Source organism: Streptomyces iakyrus (assembly GCF_000717055.1).
Lineage (GTDB): Bacteria > Actinomycetota > Actinomycetes > Streptomycetales > Streptomycetaceae > Streptomyces > Streptomyces iakyrus.
Genome location: NZ_JNXI01000013.1, coordinates 67,951 through 84,393, shown reverse-complemented (window position 1 = coordinate 84,393; position 16,443 = coordinate 67,951). Strand labels below are relative to the sequence as shown.

20 protein-coding genes and 1 tRNA gene are annotated in these 16,443 nt (G+C 70.1%); 14 read left to right on the top strand and 7 right to left on the bottom strand.

What is annotated here, in order from left to right; all coding sequences use genetic code 11:
• Positions 1-49: 49 nt before the first annotated feature.
• Positions 50-697, top strand: coding sequence for a TrbL/VirB6 family protein (locus OO68_RS20335; protein ID WP_063739328.1), 648 nt, complete (start codon positions 50-52; stop codon positions 695-697).
• Positions 698-940: 243 nt separating this feature from the next.
• On the opposite strand, the gene OO68_RS20330 is transcribed toward OO68_RS20335, so the two are convergent.
• The 3 genes from OO68_RS20330 to OO68_RS20320 all read right to left on the bottom strand — a co-directional run bounded on the left by OO68_RS20330 (position 941) and on the right by OO68_RS20320 (position 3,776).
• A complete protein-coding gene (locus OO68_RS20330; protein WP_033309829.1) occupies positions 941-1,930 on the bottom strand; it encodes a DUF5926 family protein in 990 nt (329 codons plus the stop codon).
• Between the two features lie 199 nt (positions 1,931-2,129).
• On the bottom strand, positions 2,130-2,768 hold the full coding sequence (locus OO68_RS20325; protein WP_033309828.1) for an ATP-binding protein: 639 nt from the start codon (positions 2,766-2,768) through the stop codon (positions 2,130-2,132).
• A 180-nt stretch (positions 2,769-2,948) separates the two neighbouring features.
• Entirely contained in the window at positions 2,949-3,776 is an 828-nt protein-coding gene (locus OO68_RS20320) for a glycerophosphodiester phosphodiesterase (RefSeq protein WP_033309827.1), read from the bottom strand.
• Between the two features lie 289 nt (positions 3,777-4,065).
• Between OO68_RS20320 and OO68_RS20315 the strand changes: the two genes are divergently transcribed.
• Both OO68_RS20315 and OO68_RS20310 read left to right on the top strand, forming a co-directional pair.
• Positions 4,066-5,493 (top strand): S1C family serine protease, encoded by a 1,428-nt coding sequence (locus OO68_RS20315; RefSeq protein ID WP_033309826.1) that lies wholly within the window; start codon positions 4,066-4,068, stop codon positions 5,491-5,493.
• Positions 5,494-5,556: 63 nt separating this feature from the next.
• Positions 5,557-5,643: transfer RNA gene (locus OO68_RS20310), tRNA-Ser, on the top strand.
• 1,231 nt (positions 5,644-6,874) lie between these two features.
• Here OO68_RS20310 and OO68_RS20305 read toward each other — a convergent pair.
• A complete protein-coding gene (locus OO68_RS20305; RefSeq protein WP_033309825.1) occupies positions 6,875-7,633 on the bottom strand; it encodes a GntR family transcriptional regulator in 759 nt (252 codons plus the stop codon).
• 193 nt (positions 7,634-7,826) lie between these two features.
• Between OO68_RS20305 and OO68_RS20300 the strand changes: the two genes are divergently transcribed.
• The 11 genes from OO68_RS20300 to OO68_RS20250 all read left to right on the top strand — a co-directional run bounded on the left by OO68_RS20300 (position 7,827) and on the right by OO68_RS20250 (position 14,858).
• Complete coding sequence (locus tag OO68_RS20300; RefSeq protein WP_033309824.1) at positions 7,827-8,159, top strand: SCO3933 family regulatory protein; 333 nt, start codon at positions 7,827-7,829, stop codon at positions 8,157-8,159.
• A gap of 2 nt (positions 8,160-8,161) precedes the next feature.
• Positions 8,162-9,514: an FtsK/SpoIIIE domain-containing protein gene (locus OO68_RS20295; RefSeq protein WP_033309823.1), complete on the top strand. Its 1,353-nt coding sequence runs from the start codon at positions 8,162-8,164 to the stop codon at positions 9,512-9,514.
• The gene (locus tag OO68_RS20290) at positions 9,511-10,158 is read left to right on the top strand and encodes a DUF2637 domain-containing protein (RefSeq protein WP_033309822.1); all 648 of its coding nucleotides are present in this window, start codon (positions 9,511-9,513) and stop codon (positions 10,156-10,158) included. Before OO68_RS20295 ends, OO68_RS20290 begins: the two co-directional genes overlap by 4 nt.
• 19 nt (positions 10,159-10,177) lie before the next feature.
• Positions 10,178-10,366: a mobile element transfer protein gene (locus tag OO68_RS20285; RefSeq protein ID WP_033309821.1), complete on the top strand. Its 189-nt coding sequence runs from the start codon at positions 10,178-10,180 to the stop codon at positions 10,364-10,366.
• 12 nt (positions 10,367-10,378) lie between these two features.
• Entirely contained in the window at positions 10,379-10,684 is a 306-nt protein-coding gene (locus OO68_RS20280; protein WP_033309820.1) for a hypothetical protein, read from the top strand.
• Positions 10,685-10,776: 92 nt separating this feature from the next.
• Entirely contained in the window at positions 10,777-10,956 is a 180-nt protein-coding gene (locus OO68_RS20275; protein ID WP_033309819.1) for a hypothetical protein, read from the top strand.
• Positions 10,957-10,960: 4 nt separating this feature from the next.
• Positions 10,961-12,358 (top strand): replication initiator protein RepSA, encoded by a 1,398-nt coding sequence (gene repSA, locus OO68_RS20270; protein ID WP_033309818.1) that lies wholly within the window; start codon positions 10,961-10,963, stop codon positions 12,356-12,358.
• Positions 12,351-12,563, top strand: coding sequence for an excisionase family DNA-binding protein (locus OO68_RS20265; RefSeq protein ID WP_033309817.1), 213 nt, complete (start codon positions 12,351-12,353; stop codon positions 12,561-12,563). The genes repSA and OO68_RS20265 overlap by 8 nt, the downstream gene beginning before the upstream one ends.
• Positions 12,563-13,678, top strand: a complete 1,116-nt coding sequence (locus OO68_RS20260) for a tyrosine-type recombinase/integrase (RefSeq protein WP_033309816.1) — start codon at positions 12,563-12,565, stop codon at positions 13,676-13,678. The genes OO68_RS20265 and OO68_RS20260 overlap by 1 nt, the downstream gene beginning before the upstream one ends.
• Before the next feature lie 106 nt (positions 13,679-13,784).
• Complete coding sequence (locus tag OO68_RS20255; protein ID WP_033309993.1) at positions 13,785-14,174, top strand: hypothetical protein; 390 nt, start codon at positions 13,785-13,787, stop codon at positions 14,172-14,174.
• A 303-nt stretch (positions 14,175-14,477) separates the two neighbouring features.
• Positions 14,478-14,858 (top strand): hypothetical protein, encoded by a 381-nt coding sequence (locus OO68_RS20250; protein ID WP_033309815.1) that lies wholly within the window; start codon positions 14,478-14,480, stop codon positions 14,856-14,858.
• A 10-nt stretch (positions 14,859-14,868) separates the two neighbouring features.
• On the opposite strand, the gene OO68_RS20245 is transcribed toward OO68_RS20250, so the two are convergent.
• The 3 genes from OO68_RS20245 to OO68_RS20235 all read right to left on the bottom strand — a co-directional run bounded on the left by OO68_RS20245 (position 14,869) and on the right by OO68_RS20235 (position 16,438).
• Positions 14,869-15,621 (bottom strand): PIG-L deacetylase family protein, encoded by a 753-nt coding sequence (locus OO68_RS20245; protein ID WP_033309814.1) that lies wholly within the window; start codon positions 15,619-15,621, stop codon positions 14,869-14,871.
• A 9-nt stretch (positions 15,622-15,630) separates the two neighbouring features.
• Complete coding sequence (locus OO68_RS20240; protein WP_078625378.1) at positions 15,631-15,882, bottom strand: ferredoxin; 252 nt, start codon at positions 15,880-15,882, stop codon at positions 15,631-15,633.
• Between the two features lie 88 nt (positions 15,883-15,970).
• Positions 15,971-16,438, bottom strand: coding sequence for a hypothetical protein (locus OO68_RS20235; protein ID WP_033309991.1), 468 nt, complete (start codon positions 16,436-16,438; stop codon positions 15,971-15,973).
• Between the last annotated feature and the right edge of the window lie 5 nt (positions 16,439-16,443).

The following is a 16,443-nucleotide window of genomic DNA, read 5'->3' as shown; positions in this document are numbered from 1 at the left end:
CGGGCGCGCCGAGCCCGGCGCCCGCCCCGGCGCGTTAAGTTCCGGAGCCATGCGGCGTCATGCCCGGGGCCGCTCCCGGGATCCCCGAAAGACCAGACTGTTCGCCCTCGCGGGCGTCGTGGCGGCGTGCGCGGCCGCATTGCCACTGGCGGTGGCGTCCGCGGGGCCCGTGGGGTCCCCGGGTTCCAAGAGCTCTGTGGGTGCCTCGGGGTCCAAGGGCGCCGCGGGGTCGGTGGGTTCGGTGGGTGCCGATGGCCGTGCGGCCGGTTCCGGGGCCCTGCGTCCCGCCCCGCGCGCCGAAGGCAAGGCCCCCGGGGCCGGGGCACCCGTCCCCGGCCGCCCTGTGCCCGGCCCGGGTCCGTCGACCGCCGTGCGCTGCGGCCCCGGACTCTCCTCGCCCGACGGCATCGAGGCCCAGACCTGTGTGGTCACGCGGGGCGCCGAGACCTGGGCGCGCACCTACTACCGCAACGCGACGGGCGAGGCACTGGACGCCGTACTGAGCCTGATGGGTCCCGACGACCGGAGCGTGCGGATGACGTGCGCCGTGAGGGCGGAGGACGCGCCGGGGACGTGTGAGACGCCCCGGGAGCCGACGCGCGGGGATCCGGCGGCGTACACGGCTGTAACGGAGTTCGCCGAGCGGGGCGGGCGGGGCCCGCTGCTGCTGCGCTCGGGGAGCAACTCGCCTGAGTGAACGGGCAGTTGGGAAGCCGCTGCGTTCCGTGAACGGAAGCGGACACGAAAAGACCCGGTTGCTGGCGACGGGGGATGCACCAGCAACCGGGCTACAGGAACGGTAACAAGAGATCGGCGGTTCGCAAATTCGAACTCGCCTTTCCGGTCACCGACTGGCTTGTCCGCAACGGGAGTTGTGGTCTTCCCGGACGCGACGGCCCGGCCCGCCGGCGGACCGGCCGGCCGGGCGCCGGGGCGGGCGTCAGCTGAGCGTGACCTGCCGGTTGGTGAGACCGCCGCGGGCGCGGCGCTCCTCCGCGGTGAGCGGCGCGTCCGTCGCCAGGGCGGCGGCGAGGCGCTCGGCGAACTCCGCCGCGGGCTTCTCCACATCCTCGGCCGTGACCCCGCTCGGCAGGTCCCAGACCGGCACCGTGAGCCCGTGAGCGCGGAAGGAGCCGACCAGGCGGGTGCCCTCGCCCAGGCTGGAGCGGCCCGCGGCGTGCAGCCGCGCGAGGGCGTCCAGAAGCAGCTCCTCGGCGTGCGGCATGACCCACCGCAGATGGTTTTTCTCCGGCGTCTCGCACCAGTACGCGGCGTCCACGCCCTGGAGTTTGACGGTCGGGATGGCCGCGGAGTTGGCCCGCTCAAGGGAGGCGGTGACGTCGGGCGTGGCGTTCTCCGGGTCCGGGACCCAGAACTCGAAGCCGCTGTGCACTTCTGGCTCGAACGCGCCCTCGGGGTCGAGCAGATCCTGCAGCCGCGGGCTGTCGGCCGGGGCGCGGCGGCCCTGGACGGGCGTGCCGGGCTGGGCTTCCAGGGCGCGCTGGAGCGTGTCGGCGAGGTCGCGGCTGATGTCGCCGGAGGAGGTGTCGTTCTGCAGGCCGAGCAGGACCGAGCCGTCGTCGCGGCGCAGGGCGGGCCAGGCCATCGGCAGGACCGTGGCGAGCGTGACCGCGGGGACGCCCTCGGGCAGGCCGTCCTTGAGGGTCAGCTCGACCGTGGCCGCCGGAACCAGTTCGCGCAGGGCCACCCAGTCGCACTCGCCGGGCAGGCCCTCGAAGGGCCGGTGCACCAGCTCGGTCGCGGCGTGGGAGGCGGCCCGGCCGTGACAGGCCTTGTAGCGGCGGCCGCTGCCGCAGGGGCAGGGTTCACGGGCGCCGACGACCGGAACGTCTCCATCAGCACCTGCGGTGCGGGCCCCGCCCGTGGTCTGCGGGCGCTTGGCCTTCGTCTGGGGTCGCTTCTTGGCCATCGGTGGGTCTCCCGGTTACGGCTCGTCTCGTACGGTCGCGAGCCTAGCCGTTCGTGCCCCCGGTCACCGGGCCCTGTGGACAAACACCCTCACCAGCGCGGCGTACGCGCTCACCCCGGCCGGCGTACGCGCTCACCCCGGTCGTCGTACACGCTCAGCGCCGGTCGTCGTACACGCTCAGCGCCGGTCGTCGTACGCGTCAGTCCATGTCGTCGAAGGCGTCCGCGAAGTCCAGCCCGGGTATCCGGGAGACCGCGGGGGCGGCGACCCGCGTCGCGAAGTCGTCGCGGCGGTGGCCCGCGTCCGGGTCGTGGACGTCCTCGTGGACGATGACCCACACGGTGACCTCGCCGCGGATGTCGTCGCGTACGCCCCAGTCGTCGGCGAGCGCGGTGATGATGTTCAGTCCGCGGCCGCCGTGCGCCGTGACCGACGGGGTCGCGGGGGCGGGGCGGGTCGGGCCGCCGCCGTCCGTGACCTCGACGATGAGCCGGCCGGCCGGGTCCACGCGCCAGGCGGCACGGACGTCTCCGTCACCGGACAGCGCGTCGCCCAGGGGTCTGCCGTGCTTGCACGCGTTGCTCAAGAGTTCGGAAAGGATCAGTACGGCGTCGTCGATGACCGATTCCGCGACTCCGCCTCCGCGCAACTGCGTACGCATCCGGTGTCGCGCTTCCCCCACGCCCGCAGGGCCATGGGGTACGGCCATGCTCGACGACGTGGGCACCTCCTGTGCCACCACCAACGCCACCCCCGAGACCTCCTTCGCCCCACGCCACGGTGTGGATGCCCCATTGGCCTGTACCGGAAACCGGCCAATCCACGTCCCATGACGCATTCACCACGACCGAATACGGATCGAACGCGCCGGAGCACTCCCTGTAATCACCTGGCTGGAAACCGTCGGTGTGGCCGAGATGGGAGGATCCCGTTCGTCGGGGTACGGGGTCAAGAGGTGTGCGTGGGTCTGGTGTGACTTGAGGGGTTGGCGACACCTGCGCCGGGCCGATGCCGTGCGTCAGCGGCCGAGCTGGTCCAGCACCGCGCGCGGGCGGTTGGTGATGATGGCGTCGACGCCCAGCCCGACGCAGTGATCCACGTCCGCGGGCTCGTTCACGGTCCACACGTGCACCCGGTGCCCGGACTGCTTCAGGCGCTCGATGTATGTGGGGTGGTTGCGCACGATCCGGATGGAGGGGCCCGCGATCCGCACGCCCGGGGGCAGCCGTCCGTCGCGCAGCCGGGGTGAGGGGAACTGCGTCAGGTAGACCGTCGGAAGCGTCGGCGAGGCGGCGCGCACGCGGTGCAGCGAACGGGCCGAGAAGCTCATGACCCGCACCTGTGACTCCTCCGCGGAGGCCGGGGCGTCGAGGCCGAACCGCTTCAGCAGGACCAGCAGCCGGTCCTCCACCTGGCCCGCCCAGCGGGTGGGGTGCTTGGTCTCGATGGCCAGTTCCACGCGGCGCCCGGCGTCGGCGACGAGTTCCAGCAGCCGCTCCAGGGTGAGGACGGAGGTCGCCTCGCGATCCTCCGGGCGGTGCTCCCAGTCGGGTTCCTCGTCGCGTCCCTTCCAGGCCTCGCCCGTCTTCCAGGAGCCGAAGTCCAGGGCGGCGAGATCGGCGAGCTCCAGCGCGGAGACCGCTCCGCGGCCGTTGGACGTACGGTTGATCCGGCGGTCGTGTACGCACACCAGGTGGCCGTCGGCGGTGAGGCGCACATCGCATTCGAGGGCGTCCGCGCCGTCCTCGATCGCCTTGGTGTACGCGGCCAGGGTGTGTTCCGGGGCGTCCTCGGAGGCTCCGCGGTGGGCGACGACTTGAATCACGTGCTGTCGTGCGTGGGTCACCGCGTCATGGTGCCACCGAGTGCGGGTACGCGTCCGGTCGGACGGACTCGACGGATGCGCAGGTCCGGACGGAGGCATTGGGATTGCATCCTTTTCGCTAGTAATGACCTATATAAAGAATGACCCCGGACGCACAGCCACCGCTTATGGTGCTCTGACGGCCGGTGGGAAAAGCTGACGGCATACAAAGGGACAAGCACAGCTCCATCGCGCCGGACCCGTCGACCGGCGTGAAAAAGCGTGACCGAGTGCGACCCGGACAAACAGCCGTGGATCTAGGAGAGAAGCTGTGAGCACCGAGAACGAGGGCACCGCGGTACCCCCCGCCCCGTCCGCACCCCCCGTGCCGGTGGACGCTCCCGCTGCTCCGGCGCCCCAGACACAGGCTCCTCAGGGGCCGTACGGGCAGGACGCCCAGGGGCAGGCCCCTCAGGGCCCGGGCGCCTCCGGTGACGCCGGTCACCCCGGCGCCTCCTCCTCCGCCCCCGACCCGTCCTGGCCCCCGCCCCCGCCCCCGACCGCCCCCTACGGCGACGGCGGTTCCGGGTCCGGTCCGGGCGGCTGGGGTTCGTCGTACCAGCAGCCGGCGCCGAAGTCCGGCCGCGGACGCGGTGGTCTGGTCGCCGCGGTCCTGGTGGCGGCGCTGGTCGCGGGCGGCATGGGCGGCGGGCTCGGCTACGTGCTGGCGAAGGACAACGACGAGAGCACCGGCTCCACGACGGTCTCGGCCTCCGCGAACGGCGGCGACGTCAAGCGCGACCCGGGCACGACCGCGGGCGTCGCCGCGAAGGCGCTGCCCAGCACGGTCACGATCGAGGCCGAGAGCAACAGCGGCGAGGGCGGCACCGGCACCGGCTTCGTCTTCGACAAGCAGGGCCACATCGTCACCAACAACCACGTGGTGGCGGACGCGGTGGACGGCGGCAAGCTCACGGCGACCTTCCCGAGCGGCAAGAAGTACGACGCCGAGGTAGTCGGTCACGCGCAGGGCTACGACGTGGCGGTCATCAAGCTCAAGGACGCCCCCTCCGACCTGAAGCCGCTCACCCTCGGCGACTCGGACAAGGTGGCCGTCGGCGACTCGACCATCGCGATCGGCGCCCCGTTCGGCCTGTCCGACACGGTGACGACGGGCATCATCAGCGCCAAGAACCGCCCGGTGGCCTCCAGTGACGGCAGCGGCAGCCAGGCGTCGTACATGAGCGCCCTGCAGACCGACGCCTCGATCAACCCGGGCAACTCCGGCGGTCCGCTGCTGGACGCGCGGGGGAACGTCATCGGAATCAACTCCGCGATCCAGTCCACCGGCAACGGCGGCTTCGGCACCGGGCAGTCGGGCTCGATCGGCCTGGGCTTCGCCATCCCGATCAACCAGGCCAAGTACGTGGCCCAGGAGCTGATCAAGAACGGCAAGCCGGTCTACGCGAAGATCGGCGCTTCCGTCTCCCTGGACGACAGCTCCGACGGCGCGCAGATCACCGACCAGGGCGCGGGCGGCGCGGCTCCGGTGGAGCCGGGCGGTCCGGCCGCGAAGGCGGGCCTCAAGCCGGGCGACGTCATCATCAAGCTCGACGACCGGGTCATCGACTCCGGCCCCACCCTGATCGGCGAGATCTGGACCCACCAGCCCGGCGACAAGGTCACGATCACCTACGAGCGCGGCGGCAAGCAGCGTACGGCCGAGGTCACCCTGGGATCCCGCGTCGGCGACAACTGACCCCCACCCGCCCGCACCGACCCGTTACCCTTGTCCCCGCGCCGCCGATCACGGCCGGCGCGGGGAGGCGTGCCCGAGCGGCCTAAGGGAACGGTCTTGAAAACCGTCGTGGCAGCGATGTCACCGTGGGTTCAAATCCCACCGCCTCCGCTTCACGAGCAGTGAGAACGGCCCCTGACCTGGTAGTTGGTGAGGGGCCGCTCTCGCGTCGGGTGCCCTGAGGTTGCCCGGTGTTCCCCGTGGCTTCCCGCTCCATCGGGCACGAGTGGGGCACGACCTGAGAGACGTGCGCAATCCCATTTGAGTGAACGCATGTACACTCAAATAGTTGCAGACTTAGATGCCGAGTTAGATTCAAATTAAGTTGGCAACTTTGTGAAACGGCCTGCGCGCTAATTGGGGCGCGCGCTAATCTCGTGTCACATCGAGCGCATCTGGAGATGCGCTGGGGTGGGGTTGGGCTTCAGTTGCCTGGCTGCCGCCCTGGTGGTCGAGCCCCCCGCGCCACATGTCGGTGCAGAGCGAGGGGCCGTCCCTGTGATTTAGCGACCGCGTGTCAGTGCCCAGACCAGGACGGCGGAAGTGGTAGCTGCAACTACCTGGACCGACACCTGGTGGAACCAGCACTGCACGCGGTCGCTGGTCTTAAGAGACCGAAACCACGCGAGCACTGCTCCGAAGGCTTTGGCGGAGTGTCCTCCTGCCTCTGCCCACCTGGATCGAAGTGCCTCCCAGAGGCACCGCCACATTCGCGCAAGGCGCACGGGCGTTCCCTTCTCTTGCCAGAATCAACTCGGTGCACAAGAGAGGGACTTGGACCCAACGTAGGCAGTATGTCCGACGCGTTTATCGTCTGTCTGCCGGATCAGCGGAAAAGTCGTTGTGGCCTTTGAGGGGTGGACTAGACCCTCGCGCTAGGACTCTTCCTATCCCACCACTCACCCCAGCTCCCATCCCGTCTGCCGTCGACCCACACACCGTGGAGCGGGCGTGGTTCCTGGCGTCCAGGTGGAGCGCGCCACTGTACGAACGACCTGGACGCCAGGGGCCGCGTCTGCTCGGCTCTGCCTGGGTCGATGGCAGGCGGGATGGGAGCTCCCCGCGCACGCCACTTCTCCGGCCGGCACTCGCGGACGGCGCCCCCGCCATCTCGGAGCCTGAGCGCCCCCGCCGGAGGCATGCTTTGAGCGTTGCCGCGCTCCCGCGGTTCTCAACTCATGGTCACCGGCCCGTCCCACATGTGGGCGCGCGTCGGCGCAGCCCGGGCGGAGCGGGCCGAAGGCAGGAGCGGCGCCCGGAGCGGAGCCGGGAAGCGCGCCCGGCGGAGCGGAGCGCAGCCGGGGCTTGATGAGGTAGAGAAACCTGTAACAGCCGCGCCGCGTCACGCGTCGAAGTCGTACTCCAGGATGTACGAGGCGGCGTCAAGCGTCATCTCGTTGATCTCGACGGGGCGGCCCTCGTCCGCGAACGCGGTGCGGCAGATGAGGATCACGGGCGTGCCTGCGGAGATGCTCAACTGCGCCGCCTCATCCCTCGTGGGCATGCGCGAGCGGATCTCTTCGCGGAAGTGCACTGGCTTGTGGCCGAGTTCGGCAAGGCGTGCATAGGTTCCGCCTGGCCCGGTGTCCTCCTGCGTGATAGCTGATCCTGCTACCACTGACGTGGGGAGATAACTTGTAGCGAGCAGCACGGCCTTCTCATCCAGGACGAACCGCCGCCGCCGCACGCACACGGTCTCCCCCTCGGCCAGGTCCAAGACCTGACTGACGCCTTCCGGGGCGGACTCCTCGGACACCGTCACCTGATCGACGACGAGGGTGCGGTTTTCGATGTCGGCAGACCAGATGGATCGACCGCTGCCCCATTGCTCCTGGGCAAGCCGCTGGATGCCTCGCCGCCGCAGGGGGCGGAAAGATCGCACGAACACGCCAGCACCCTTGCGGGACTCGGCGACACCTTCGTCCTTGAGCACGCTCAAGGCCTGCCGGGCAGTCATACGTGCCACGCCGTGCGCGGCCATCAGCTCGTTCTCCCCCGGAAGCCGATCACCGGGACCGTACTCGCCGGACTGGATCGCCTCACGTAGGGAGTCCGCGATCCGCTGGTACTTCGGCCGACGGTCGTCGTCGGTGTTGGTCATTCCGGAGCCTCCTTCCTGTCTTCTCTAGACAGCCTAGGTCATGTACGGGACGCCCGCCCTGTTGCGTGTAGCCCCAATGGGCTTCCTGGAACCTCTCTAGAGATCCCTCTTGACGTCTCTAGAGACGTGCGCTTCCATGGAGATGTCTAGAGAGGTCGCACACGGTGACCTCCCGAGCGCAAGGGATGCACTCATGCCGTCGTTCAAGATCGACACTTCGACCGCTGTGGTGTTCGTGGCGACCGCGCCGGAACCGAAGCTCGTGAACAAGAAGACCGGTGAGCGGGCCATGGACCGGGACAACCCCAACGTGGCTCTGTCCACGGTGGGCCTGCTGGTCTCCGACGAAGGGGAGGGCAACCTGTACCAGGTGACCGTTCCGGAAACGGGCCTCCCCGAGGGGCTCACCCCGGGAGTGCCGGTGCGGGTCGTCGGCCTGAAAGCCCGCGATTGGGAGAACGAGTTCAACGGCCAGAAGCGGCACGGCATCTCGTTCCGCGCCGTCGCGATCACTCCGGCGGCCTGACGATGACCGACGTGTCCGTCTGGTTGGAGCTGGGCACTGCGGCGGCCGGAGCCGGTGGTATCGGCTACGCGAAGTACCAGGCGCCGCGCGTGTACTGGTCGCTCGTCGGACTGCCGATCACCTGGGCCCGGTTCACCTGGACTTACCGGTCGACGATGGAGGTCTGCGGGCTGACTGTCCAGCCGTCTCGCCTGCGGGCGTTCATGGCCCGGAACGTCGCCCGCGGTGAGGTGCGGCCAGTACCGCCCAAGGTGCGCCGGGTTCGCCCGACCTCGACCGGACTGAGGGTCTCCCTCCGGCTCCCGGCGGGACTGGAACCGGCCGACGTGGCAGCATCCTCCGAGCGACTGCGGCATGCCTGGGGAGTGCGGTCGGTAACCGTGGCTGAGACCAAGCCGGGTTACGTCGAGCTGCGAATGACCGGCTATGACGTGCTGAAACGGGTCCGGCTTCCCCGCTCCGCGCAGCCGCGTGACCTTGTGGTGCCAGTGGCGTTACGCGAGGACGGTTCCGTCTTCGAACGGGACTACCGCAAGGTCCCCATGGCCCTGACCCTGGGAGCGAACCAGTCCGGAAAGTCCATGTATCAGCGCAACCTGATCAAGGGCCTTGCCCGGCTGCCGGTTGGCCTGGTCGGCATCGACTGCAAGCGCGGTGTCGAGCAGAACCGCTACGCGCCCCGTCTGTCTGCCCTTGTCACGACGCCGGATGAGGCCGCAAGTCTGCTGGATGCGCTGGTGGGGGAGATGGAAGAGCGCTTCGATCTGCTGGCCGAACACGAGGTCTCGGATGTGTGGGAACTCCCGCAGGAGGTTCGGCCGGTGCCCCTGGTCGTCCTGGTCGACGAGGTGGCGGAGCTCTTCCTGGTGACCTCGAAGAAGGACGAGGAGCGTCGGGATCGGTCAGTCATGCAGATGGTCCGGCTGGGCCAGATGGCCCGTGCGGTCGGCATCTTCCTGGAGATCTGCGGGCAGCGTTTTGGCTCCGACCTGGGCAGGGGCGCGACCGCGCTGCGCGCCCAGCTCACCGGCCGTGTGGTGCACCGGGTCAACGACAAGCAGACGGCCGAGATGGGGTTAGGGGATATCGCCCCTGATGCCGTGTCGGCTGCGACCACCATCGCCCCGGACCGTCCCGGTGTGGCCGTGGCGGGCGACACCTCGGGGGGTTGGTCCCGCATCCGCACCCCCGAGACCTCCTCCGAGAAGGTTGTGGCCGCATGCCGCCGGTACGCCGACATGACCCCGGACCTGCCGTTCCTGGCACCTTTCCGGCCCGCCGTCCGTCCCGCCCCGGCGCCAAAGGCTGAGCCGCAGTTGGTCAACCCGAGGCCGGTCAGGGAGGCGGGGACATGACTCGTTCGATCCGCCCTGACGCGGTTCTCGTACAGGCCGTGATCGCCGGGGCGCTGTCCTTCGCCCACCTGCACGACCTAGCGGCAGCGGCCGGACAGTCCGGGTGGAAGGCCTGGGCTTACCCGGTCAGTGTCGACCTCCTTCTTGTCGCGGCCTGGCGACGGCTGCGCGCTGACGGCCCGTCGCGGCTGGCCTGGTGCTGGTTCCTGATCGCCCTGGTCGCCTCGCTCGGTGCCAATGTCGCTACTGCCGGGCTTCTCGACCTGAACCAGGTCCCGGCTTGGCTCCGCATCCTGGTCGCGGCCTGGCCCGCGCTGGCCTTCATGGGCGGGACCCTGCTCGCCCACTCGCCCGAGCCCGGCCCGGCCGAGGACCGGTCGCCGGTTCCGCCGGCACCCGCAGATCCGGCACCCGAACCTGACAGCACGCCTGCGGGGGACGAAGGGCCCGAGCAGATCTCCACGTCTGCTCCGGCTCCGGCTCTGCCCTCCCCGGCGGTTCCTCCGGCACTGATCGACCACGCCCGGAAAGTCGCCACCGACCACCGTGCCCGCACCGGCGCCGACATCGACTCCGCCACCCTGCGCGCCCGGCTCGGCGTACCCGAGTCGCTCGCCAACCAGATCGTCACCCAACTCGCCTGACAGACAAGGAGGCTCATCCATGGCTCGTCCGAACCGCTTCTTCGACGTGATCCGCATCGGCCCCGTTGAGGTCGGCTCCTTCAACAACAGTCGGGGGCAGACCCGGCACGCCGCCGCCTGCACTGCGCCGAAGTGCGGGTTCTCCACCGAACACGGCAACCGGTCGGCGGCCGAACTCGCCGCCCGAACCCACCGCTGCCCCGCCTGAGGAGAGCTGACCATGCGTCTGCCTGACGAGCAGCTCCGCGCCGGACACATCCCGGCCGACGTGTACCGGCAGCTCCCGCCCGGGACCGACATGCGCCGTGTCGTGATCGTCCAGGAAGCCGAGCGCTCCTACACGGGTCCCATCGTTCTGACCCTCGTCATCACCGTTGGATCCGTCGCGGTCCTGCTGGTGATCGCGTACGTCAGCCAGATCATCGCCGCTTCGGTCGTCTCGGTCCTGTCGGCTTCCTGCGGCATCGGCTACACGATCAGCCGCACATCCAAGCGCCGGAGGCCCTCACGCGCGCTGGGCAAGTAACGCCCCCCGGGGCGGCCTCAACCGCCAAGTATCCGCCGCCCCGGACGGCTCCACCTCTTCCCGATCTCTCGACCAGAAAGGGCTCCCTCATCATGCCGCTTCGCGCCTCTAACCGCCGGGTCTGCCACTACTGCGACGGCTTCTGTGTCGTCGCGATCACCACCGGCGGCCGCCACCTCGACGGCTCCCGCGTGCTCTTCCGCGTCGTCTGCCGTGCCTGCCAGGGCACCGGCCACGCCGCCCCGGCTCGGATCGCTCAGGCCGGGAAGTGATCGCGTGACCGACACCGCCACCCCGGCGGGTCTCGACCCGGCCACCCTCGCCGATGTGCTGAGGGTGGCCGGGTCGGCCGACTTCGACCGGTGGCAAGAACAGATCAAGCGCACCGGAGGCTGCGCAGACCCGATCCGCCTCGTCGGCGCGACCAAGACCGTCGACCGCGCGACCGGCCATGTCCTGCACGCCTACAGCACCGACCAGGAGCCGGGCGGCATGCTCCGCCTCGCCTGCGGCAACCGGCGCGCTTCCCGTTGCCCGGCCTGCGCCTGGACCTACGCGGGGGACACCTACCACCTCATCCGCGCCGGGCTCGTCGGCGACCCGAACAAGGGGACCCCGCGCACCGTCCGCGATCACCCCAGGGTCTTCGCCACCCTCACCGCCCCGTCCTTCGGCCCGGTGCACAACCGCCCCGGCAACCGGTCCTGCGCCTGCGGTACGCGCCACGACGAGGACGCTCCCGAGCTGGGGACGCCGCTCAACCCAACGACGTACGACTACGCGGGCGCGGTGCTGTGGAACAACCACGCGTCCGAGCTGTGGCGGTACTTCACGATCTACCTGCGCCGGGAGATCGCCAAGCGGGCTGGACTGACTCAGAAGGCCGCACGGGAGCAGTCCCGGCTGTCCTTCGGCAAGGTCGCCGAGTACCAGAAGCGCGGGGCCGTCCACTTTCACGCGGTGATTCGCTTCGACGGGCCGGAGGGACCCGACACCCCGCCCCCTGCCTGGGCAACCCGCGACCTGCTCACCGACGCGATCCGCGCCGCTGCTGCCCGAGTCGAGGTCGACGTACCCCCGGCTGGTGACCAACCGGCCCGGACCCTGCGATGGGGCACGCAACTCGACGTGCGCTCCATCAAGGCCTTCGACGAGGGCGAGGAGATCACCGAACAAGCCGTCGCTTCCTACCTGGCCAAGTACGCCACCAAGGCCGCCGAGACCACCGGCACCCTCGACCGGCGCGTCGGCAACAAGGAAGCCGCGGTTCTGCTCGGCGTCCCCGACCACCCCCGCCGGTTGATCGATGCCTGCCTGGACCTGCACCCGCTCTACCCGGACCGGAAGCTGCGCGACTGGGCCCACATGCTCGGCTTCCGGGGTCACTTCTCGACCAAGTCCCGCCGCTACTCCACCACCCTGGGCGCCCTCCGCCAGACCCGCGCCGACTACCGCGCCGCCCAGCAGCGCGAAGCCCTCGGCTTGCCGGACCCCGACGACGCCCCGGAGGCAACCACGCTCACCCTCGCCCACTGGACCTACGCCGGGCACGGCTACACCCCCGGCGAGTCCTGGATCGCAGCCACCATCCGCCGAGACATCCAACTGAACCGCGAAACAGCAAGGGAAGCCCTCGCCGACCTGCGCCAGGAAGGAGAGCACGACCATGAATGAGCGGTACCTCAACGTCGACCAGGTCGCCGAGCTGCTCGGCACGACCGTGCGCTTCCCCCGGCGCCTGATCGAAGAGCGGCGCATCACGTACGTGAAGGTCGGCCGACACGTCCGCATCCCCGAGAGCGCCATACGGGAGTTCATCGATGCCAACACTGTGGAGCCGGTCGTCCTGCGGCCAACTGGCCTTAGGAGGGCTGCCTGATGGCTGGCAAGCGCAAGTCTCGCCGGGGCTTCGGCCGCGTCCGCAAGCTGCCCTCCGGCCGGTTCCAGGCCCGGTATCCGGGTCCGGACGGTGTGCTCCGCCCTGCCGACCGGACGTTCGCCACCTCGACGGACGCTGACCGTTGGCTCATGCGGAAGCGCATCGAGATCGAAGAGGGACGTTGGCTCGACCCTGCCGAGGGGCAGACGACCGTACGAGACTGGGCGGCCCGCTGGCTTGCTGCCGTCTCCCCGCAGCTCAAACACAAGACGCAAGCGTCGTACCGGTCACTGATCAACTCGCTGATCGATCCGGCGCTCGGAGACCGTGAGCTGTCCACCCTCCGGCCGATCACGATCGCTGAGTGGGTCGGCGGGATGAAGACCAAGGGGCTCAGCGCCTCGCGAATCCGGCAGGCGTACCGGGTCCTCTCACAGATCATGCGGGCGGCCGTCGACAACGACATGATCCCGCAGACGCCGTGCCGGGGCGTGAAGTTGCCCAGGATGCCGCAGACGGAGCCGCACATCCTCACCCCGCTCGAAGCCTCCCGGATCGTGCGGAGTGCCGCCCAGCCGCATGACCTGCTGATCGCGCTTCTCGCGTACGCGGGCCTGCGGGTTGGTGAGGCGTTCGCCCTCCGGCGCGTGGACATCGACTTGTCCGGCGGCTTCGTCCTGGTCGACGAGAACCTTGCCGAAGCCAACGGCACCTTGGTCTTCGATACCCCGAAGTCGCATCAGAAGCGGCTCCTTCGCGTTGGCCCCTCGCTCGCGAAGAAGCTCGGCCGGCATCTTGAGTCCCTACCCGGAGGGGATGACGTGCTCCTGTTCACGACGCCTGGCGGTAAGCCTCTGCGCTACAACCAGTGGCGCAAGGCCTACTTCGACCCCGCCGTCTCGGCGGCCGGGCTGACCGACGTGACTCCGCATGACCTCCGGGCCTCGCACGGGACCTGGGTCGCTGACCGATACGGCGTGATGACCGCCGCTCACCGGCTCGGCCATTCCAACGCGAGCGTCACCACCCGGCATTACGCCCGGCCGGTCGCCGGTCGTGACGACCAGGTGGCGGAGGCGGCCGATGCGTGGCTTGGAGGGCAAGAAGGGATCTGAGACGCGCTGCACTTGTGACGCCCCTGGTCAGCAACAGGCCAGGGGCGTTTGGCGTGGCCAATTCGCGTCTATGCGCTGTGCATATGCGCAGATACTCTGCGTGCTCATGGGGAAAGTGGTGCATCTGTACTGGGGATACATGGTGGCCGCCGCGCTGATCGTCGCTTGGAGCCAGCAATGGTCCTTGCCGGTGATCGTGGCCTTGTCGCTTGGCGTCTCGGCCTATGCGGCCTTCCAGGTGCCTGTTTGGTGCGGAGCCCTCAACCGGGACGGGCAGACCTACTGTCGCAACAATGCCTACGGCGTGTTGATGGGCTGCTCGAAGCGTCAGCACCGGTGGCAGAAGATGAAGATGATCGTTTTGCGTAGCAAGGTCGGGAACGCGAGTCGCTCCGTGTTCCCAACAGCCAAAGAGAAGTTCAATGGCGCCCTCGCTGTGGCAGGACTCCTGTCGGCCGTCGCGGCGGTGATCGTTCCCGTTGTGACTGGTGGCTGAGCGGGCACAAGGTGCCGCCTGGGGCACGTAGCGGGCACGACGACGATGACGACGGCTCAGCCGGAGTGCCTATACCCGTCTGACCTGCGGCGCCGTAGCATCTTGGCCGTGAGGCAGAGAGATCTTGAAAACCGTCGTGGCAGCGATGTCACCGTGGGTTCAAATCCCACCGCCTCCGCGCAGGTCATGGATGTGCAAGTCCGGAAGGGGTGCCCCTCGACGAGGGGCACCCCTTCCGCATGGGGCAACGGCGGCCGGCTCCGTACCGTCTTCAGTCTTGAGACCCCACGACGCAGGAGTGCCATGACGAACACCAAGGCGCGAACGGCCGCCCTCATCACGCCCGTCGGGCGGGAAGCCCAGGACGATGCCAGGGCGCTGGCCGCGGACGGGCGTACGGGCAAGGCCGTGCGGCGGTTGCGCAGGGGCTCCTGGCTCAAGCGGGGGCCGGCCCGGGAGGCCGTGGAACTGCTCGCCGAGGGGCAGGCGTTGCCCACGAGCAACGCCGAGGGGCTGGCCGCGCTGCGCCGGCTCGATGCCGAACTGGTCGCGGAGCTGACCGCTCTGCTCGACGACGACCAGCAGATCGCCGCCGTCAAGCTGCTCCGCGAGCGGACCGGTGTCGACCTGGCCGGCGGCTACCACCTCGTCCTGGAGCTGGGCGGCCGGCCGGCGGCGGACTGAGGGGCGGCGATCAGCCCGGCCGGGGAGGTGCCGTCGGCGTCAGGTCGTGGCAGGTGAACCACTCCGTGCCGAGCAGCCGTTCCCGCTCGGGCGCGGAGAGGGCGGCGATCAGGCCCGGCGCGGCTCCCCGTGCCACCTCTGTGCGGTGGGCCAGGATTGCGGCGATCTTCCGGTCCAGCCAGGGGGTGACGTCGACGGTGGCGGAGACGTGTTCGTCGGGGACCGTGCGCATCGCCTTGCCCGTGGGTGCCCAGTGCCCGCTCCACGCCCGCAGGGCCGAGTGCGGGTGGGTGGCCAGGTACAGGGCGCTCGGCTGCCAGGGCTCCCCGGCCTCCGGGAAGAGGCGTTCCAGACCGGCGGCGTGCACCGCGAGCGTGGTCACCCGGTGGGTGTGCACGTGGTCCTCGTGGCCGGTCAGGCCGCCGTAGGCGTCGTGGGTGACGACGATCTCCGGGCGGACGTCGCGCAGGTGCGCGACCAGGGCCCCCACCGCGTCGTCCAGCGGGGCGTCGCACCAGCGTGGTCTGCCCGGGGCCGAGTGCGGGACGCGGGAGTCGGCGTAGCCCAGCATGCGGGGCTGGCCGGCGCCCAGGATGCGGAGCGCTTCGGCGAGTTCGGCAGCGCGCGGGGTGTCCGCCGACCAGGTCGGCGTGACGACGGCCGTGCGCGCTCCCGCGTCGGCGTGGCGGGCGAGGATGCCGCCCGCCGACAGGGACTCGTCATCGGGGTGGGCGAAAACCGCGAGGACGCTCGGCGCCGACATCGGCCGTCCCTAAGGCTGATCCGGCTGATCCGGCTGATCCGGCTGATCCGGCAGGTCCGGCGTCGCGTGTGGTGAGCCGGTGATACCGATCGCCTGGCTCGGGCACTTCTCCACCGCCTCCAGGACCTCCGGGTCCTCGCCCGTCCGTTCGCGGCCCGGGCGGACGACCCCGAAGCCGTCGACGAACTCGAAGACGGCCGGAGCCCGGTGGGCGCACTCGGCGGAGCCGTAGCAGAGATCGCGGTCGACAGAGACCTTCATACCGCTTTGTCTCCCTCCTGACGGCATCGGGAGCCGGTGGCCGTCAGGAGTCTGCCTGCCCAGCAGGCCGCCGGCCGAACCGGCCCGGCTACCGCGTGCCCCCGGCGGTCGTCAGCCAGTGGGCGACCCGGCGTACGGCGGCCTCGTCGAGCCGTTCGACCAGGGTCTGGACGGTCGTGTCGTCCTCGGGGGAGAGGTCGTAGAGGCCCGCGTTGGTCAGGCCGGCCATGAGGACCTGGTGGCGGCGGCCGGTCATCCGCTCGGCCAGGGTGGCCGGTCCGCCGGGGGAGGGCTCGGGATCCGGCCGGTGCACGGCGGTCTGCGGCTGCGGGGCGTCGTACCGGTGCCACGCGCCGTCCTTCGGCCCCCACAAGGCCACCGTCACCTCGTCGCCCCGGGCCCGCACGGCCCGGGTCATCTCGCCGAGGGCGTACAGCACGGGTGAGCGGTGAGGCGACTGCGCTGCCGTGCGCCAGGAACCCGCGGCCGGCCGGTAGAACATCGCGACCCAGCGCGGAGCACCCTGCGGCTGTGGGCTCTCGGGACGTGACTCCACGGCGC

Excerpts from the sequence above, each read along its gene's own strand:
- OO68_RS20335 (WP_063739328.1), top strand. The coding sequence starts at position 50 with ATGCGGCGTCATGCCCGGGGCCGCTCCCGGGATCCCCGAAAGACCAGA.
- OO68_RS20290 (WP_033309822.1), top strand. The coding sequence starts at position 9,511 with ATGACTCGTTCGATCCGCCCTGACGCGGTTCTCGTACAGGCCGTGATC.
- OO68_RS20305 (WP_033309825.1), bottom strand. The coding sequence starts at position 7,633 with ATGACCAACACCGACGACGACCGTCGGCCGAAGTACCAGCGGATCGCG.
- OO68_RS20260 (WP_033309816.1), top strand. The coding sequence starts at position 12,563 with ATGGCTGGCAAGCGCAAGTCTCGCCGGGGCTTCGGCCGCGTCCGCAAG.
- OO68_RS20330 (WP_033309829.1), bottom strand. The coding sequence starts at position 1,930 with ATGGCCAAGAAGCGACCCCAGACGAAGGCCAAGCGCCCGCAGACCACG.
- OO68_RS20250 (WP_033309815.1), top strand. The coding sequence starts at position 14,478 with ATGACGAACACCAAGGCGCGAACGGCCGCCCTCATCACGCCCGTCGGG.
- OO68_RS20325 (WP_033309828.1), bottom strand. The coding sequence starts at position 2,768 with ATGCGTCATGGGACGTGGATTGGCCGGTTTCCGGTACAGGCCAATGGG.
- OO68_RS20265 (WP_033309817.1), top strand. The coding sequence starts at position 12,351 with ATGAATGAGCGGTACCTCAACGTCGACCAGGTCGCCGAGCTGCTCGGC.
- OO68_RS20280 (WP_033309820.1), top strand. The coding sequence starts at position 10,379 with ATGCGTCTGCCTGACGAGCAGCTCCGCGCCGGACACATCCCGGCCGAC.
- OO68_RS20245 (WP_033309814.1), bottom strand. The coding sequence starts at position 15,621 with ATGTCGGCGCCGAGCGTCCTCGCGGTTTTCGCCCACCCCGATGACGAG.
- OO68_RS20285 (WP_033309821.1), top strand. The coding sequence starts at position 10,178 with ATGGCTCGTCCGAACCGCTTCTTCGACGTGATCCGCATCGGCCCCGTT.
- OO68_RS20295 (WP_033309823.1), top strand. The coding sequence starts at position 8,162 with ATGACCGACGTGTCCGTCTGGTTGGAGCTGGGCACTGCGGCGGCCGGA.
- OO68_RS20300 (WP_033309824.1), top strand. The coding sequence starts at position 7,827 with ATGCCGTCGTTCAAGATCGACACTTCGACCGCTGTGGTGTTCGTGGCG.
- OO68_RS20275 (WP_033309819.1), top strand. The coding sequence starts at position 10,777 with ATGCCGCTTCGCGCCTCTAACCGCCGGGTCTGCCACTACTGCGACGGC.
- OO68_RS20255 (WP_033309993.1), top strand. The coding sequence starts at position 13,785 with ATGGGGAAAGTGGTGCATCTGTACTGGGGATACATGGTGGCCGCCGCG.
- OO68_RS20240 (WP_078625378.1), bottom strand. The coding sequence starts at position 15,882 with ATGAAGGTCTCTGTCGACCGCGATCTCTGCTACGGCTCCGCCGAGTGC.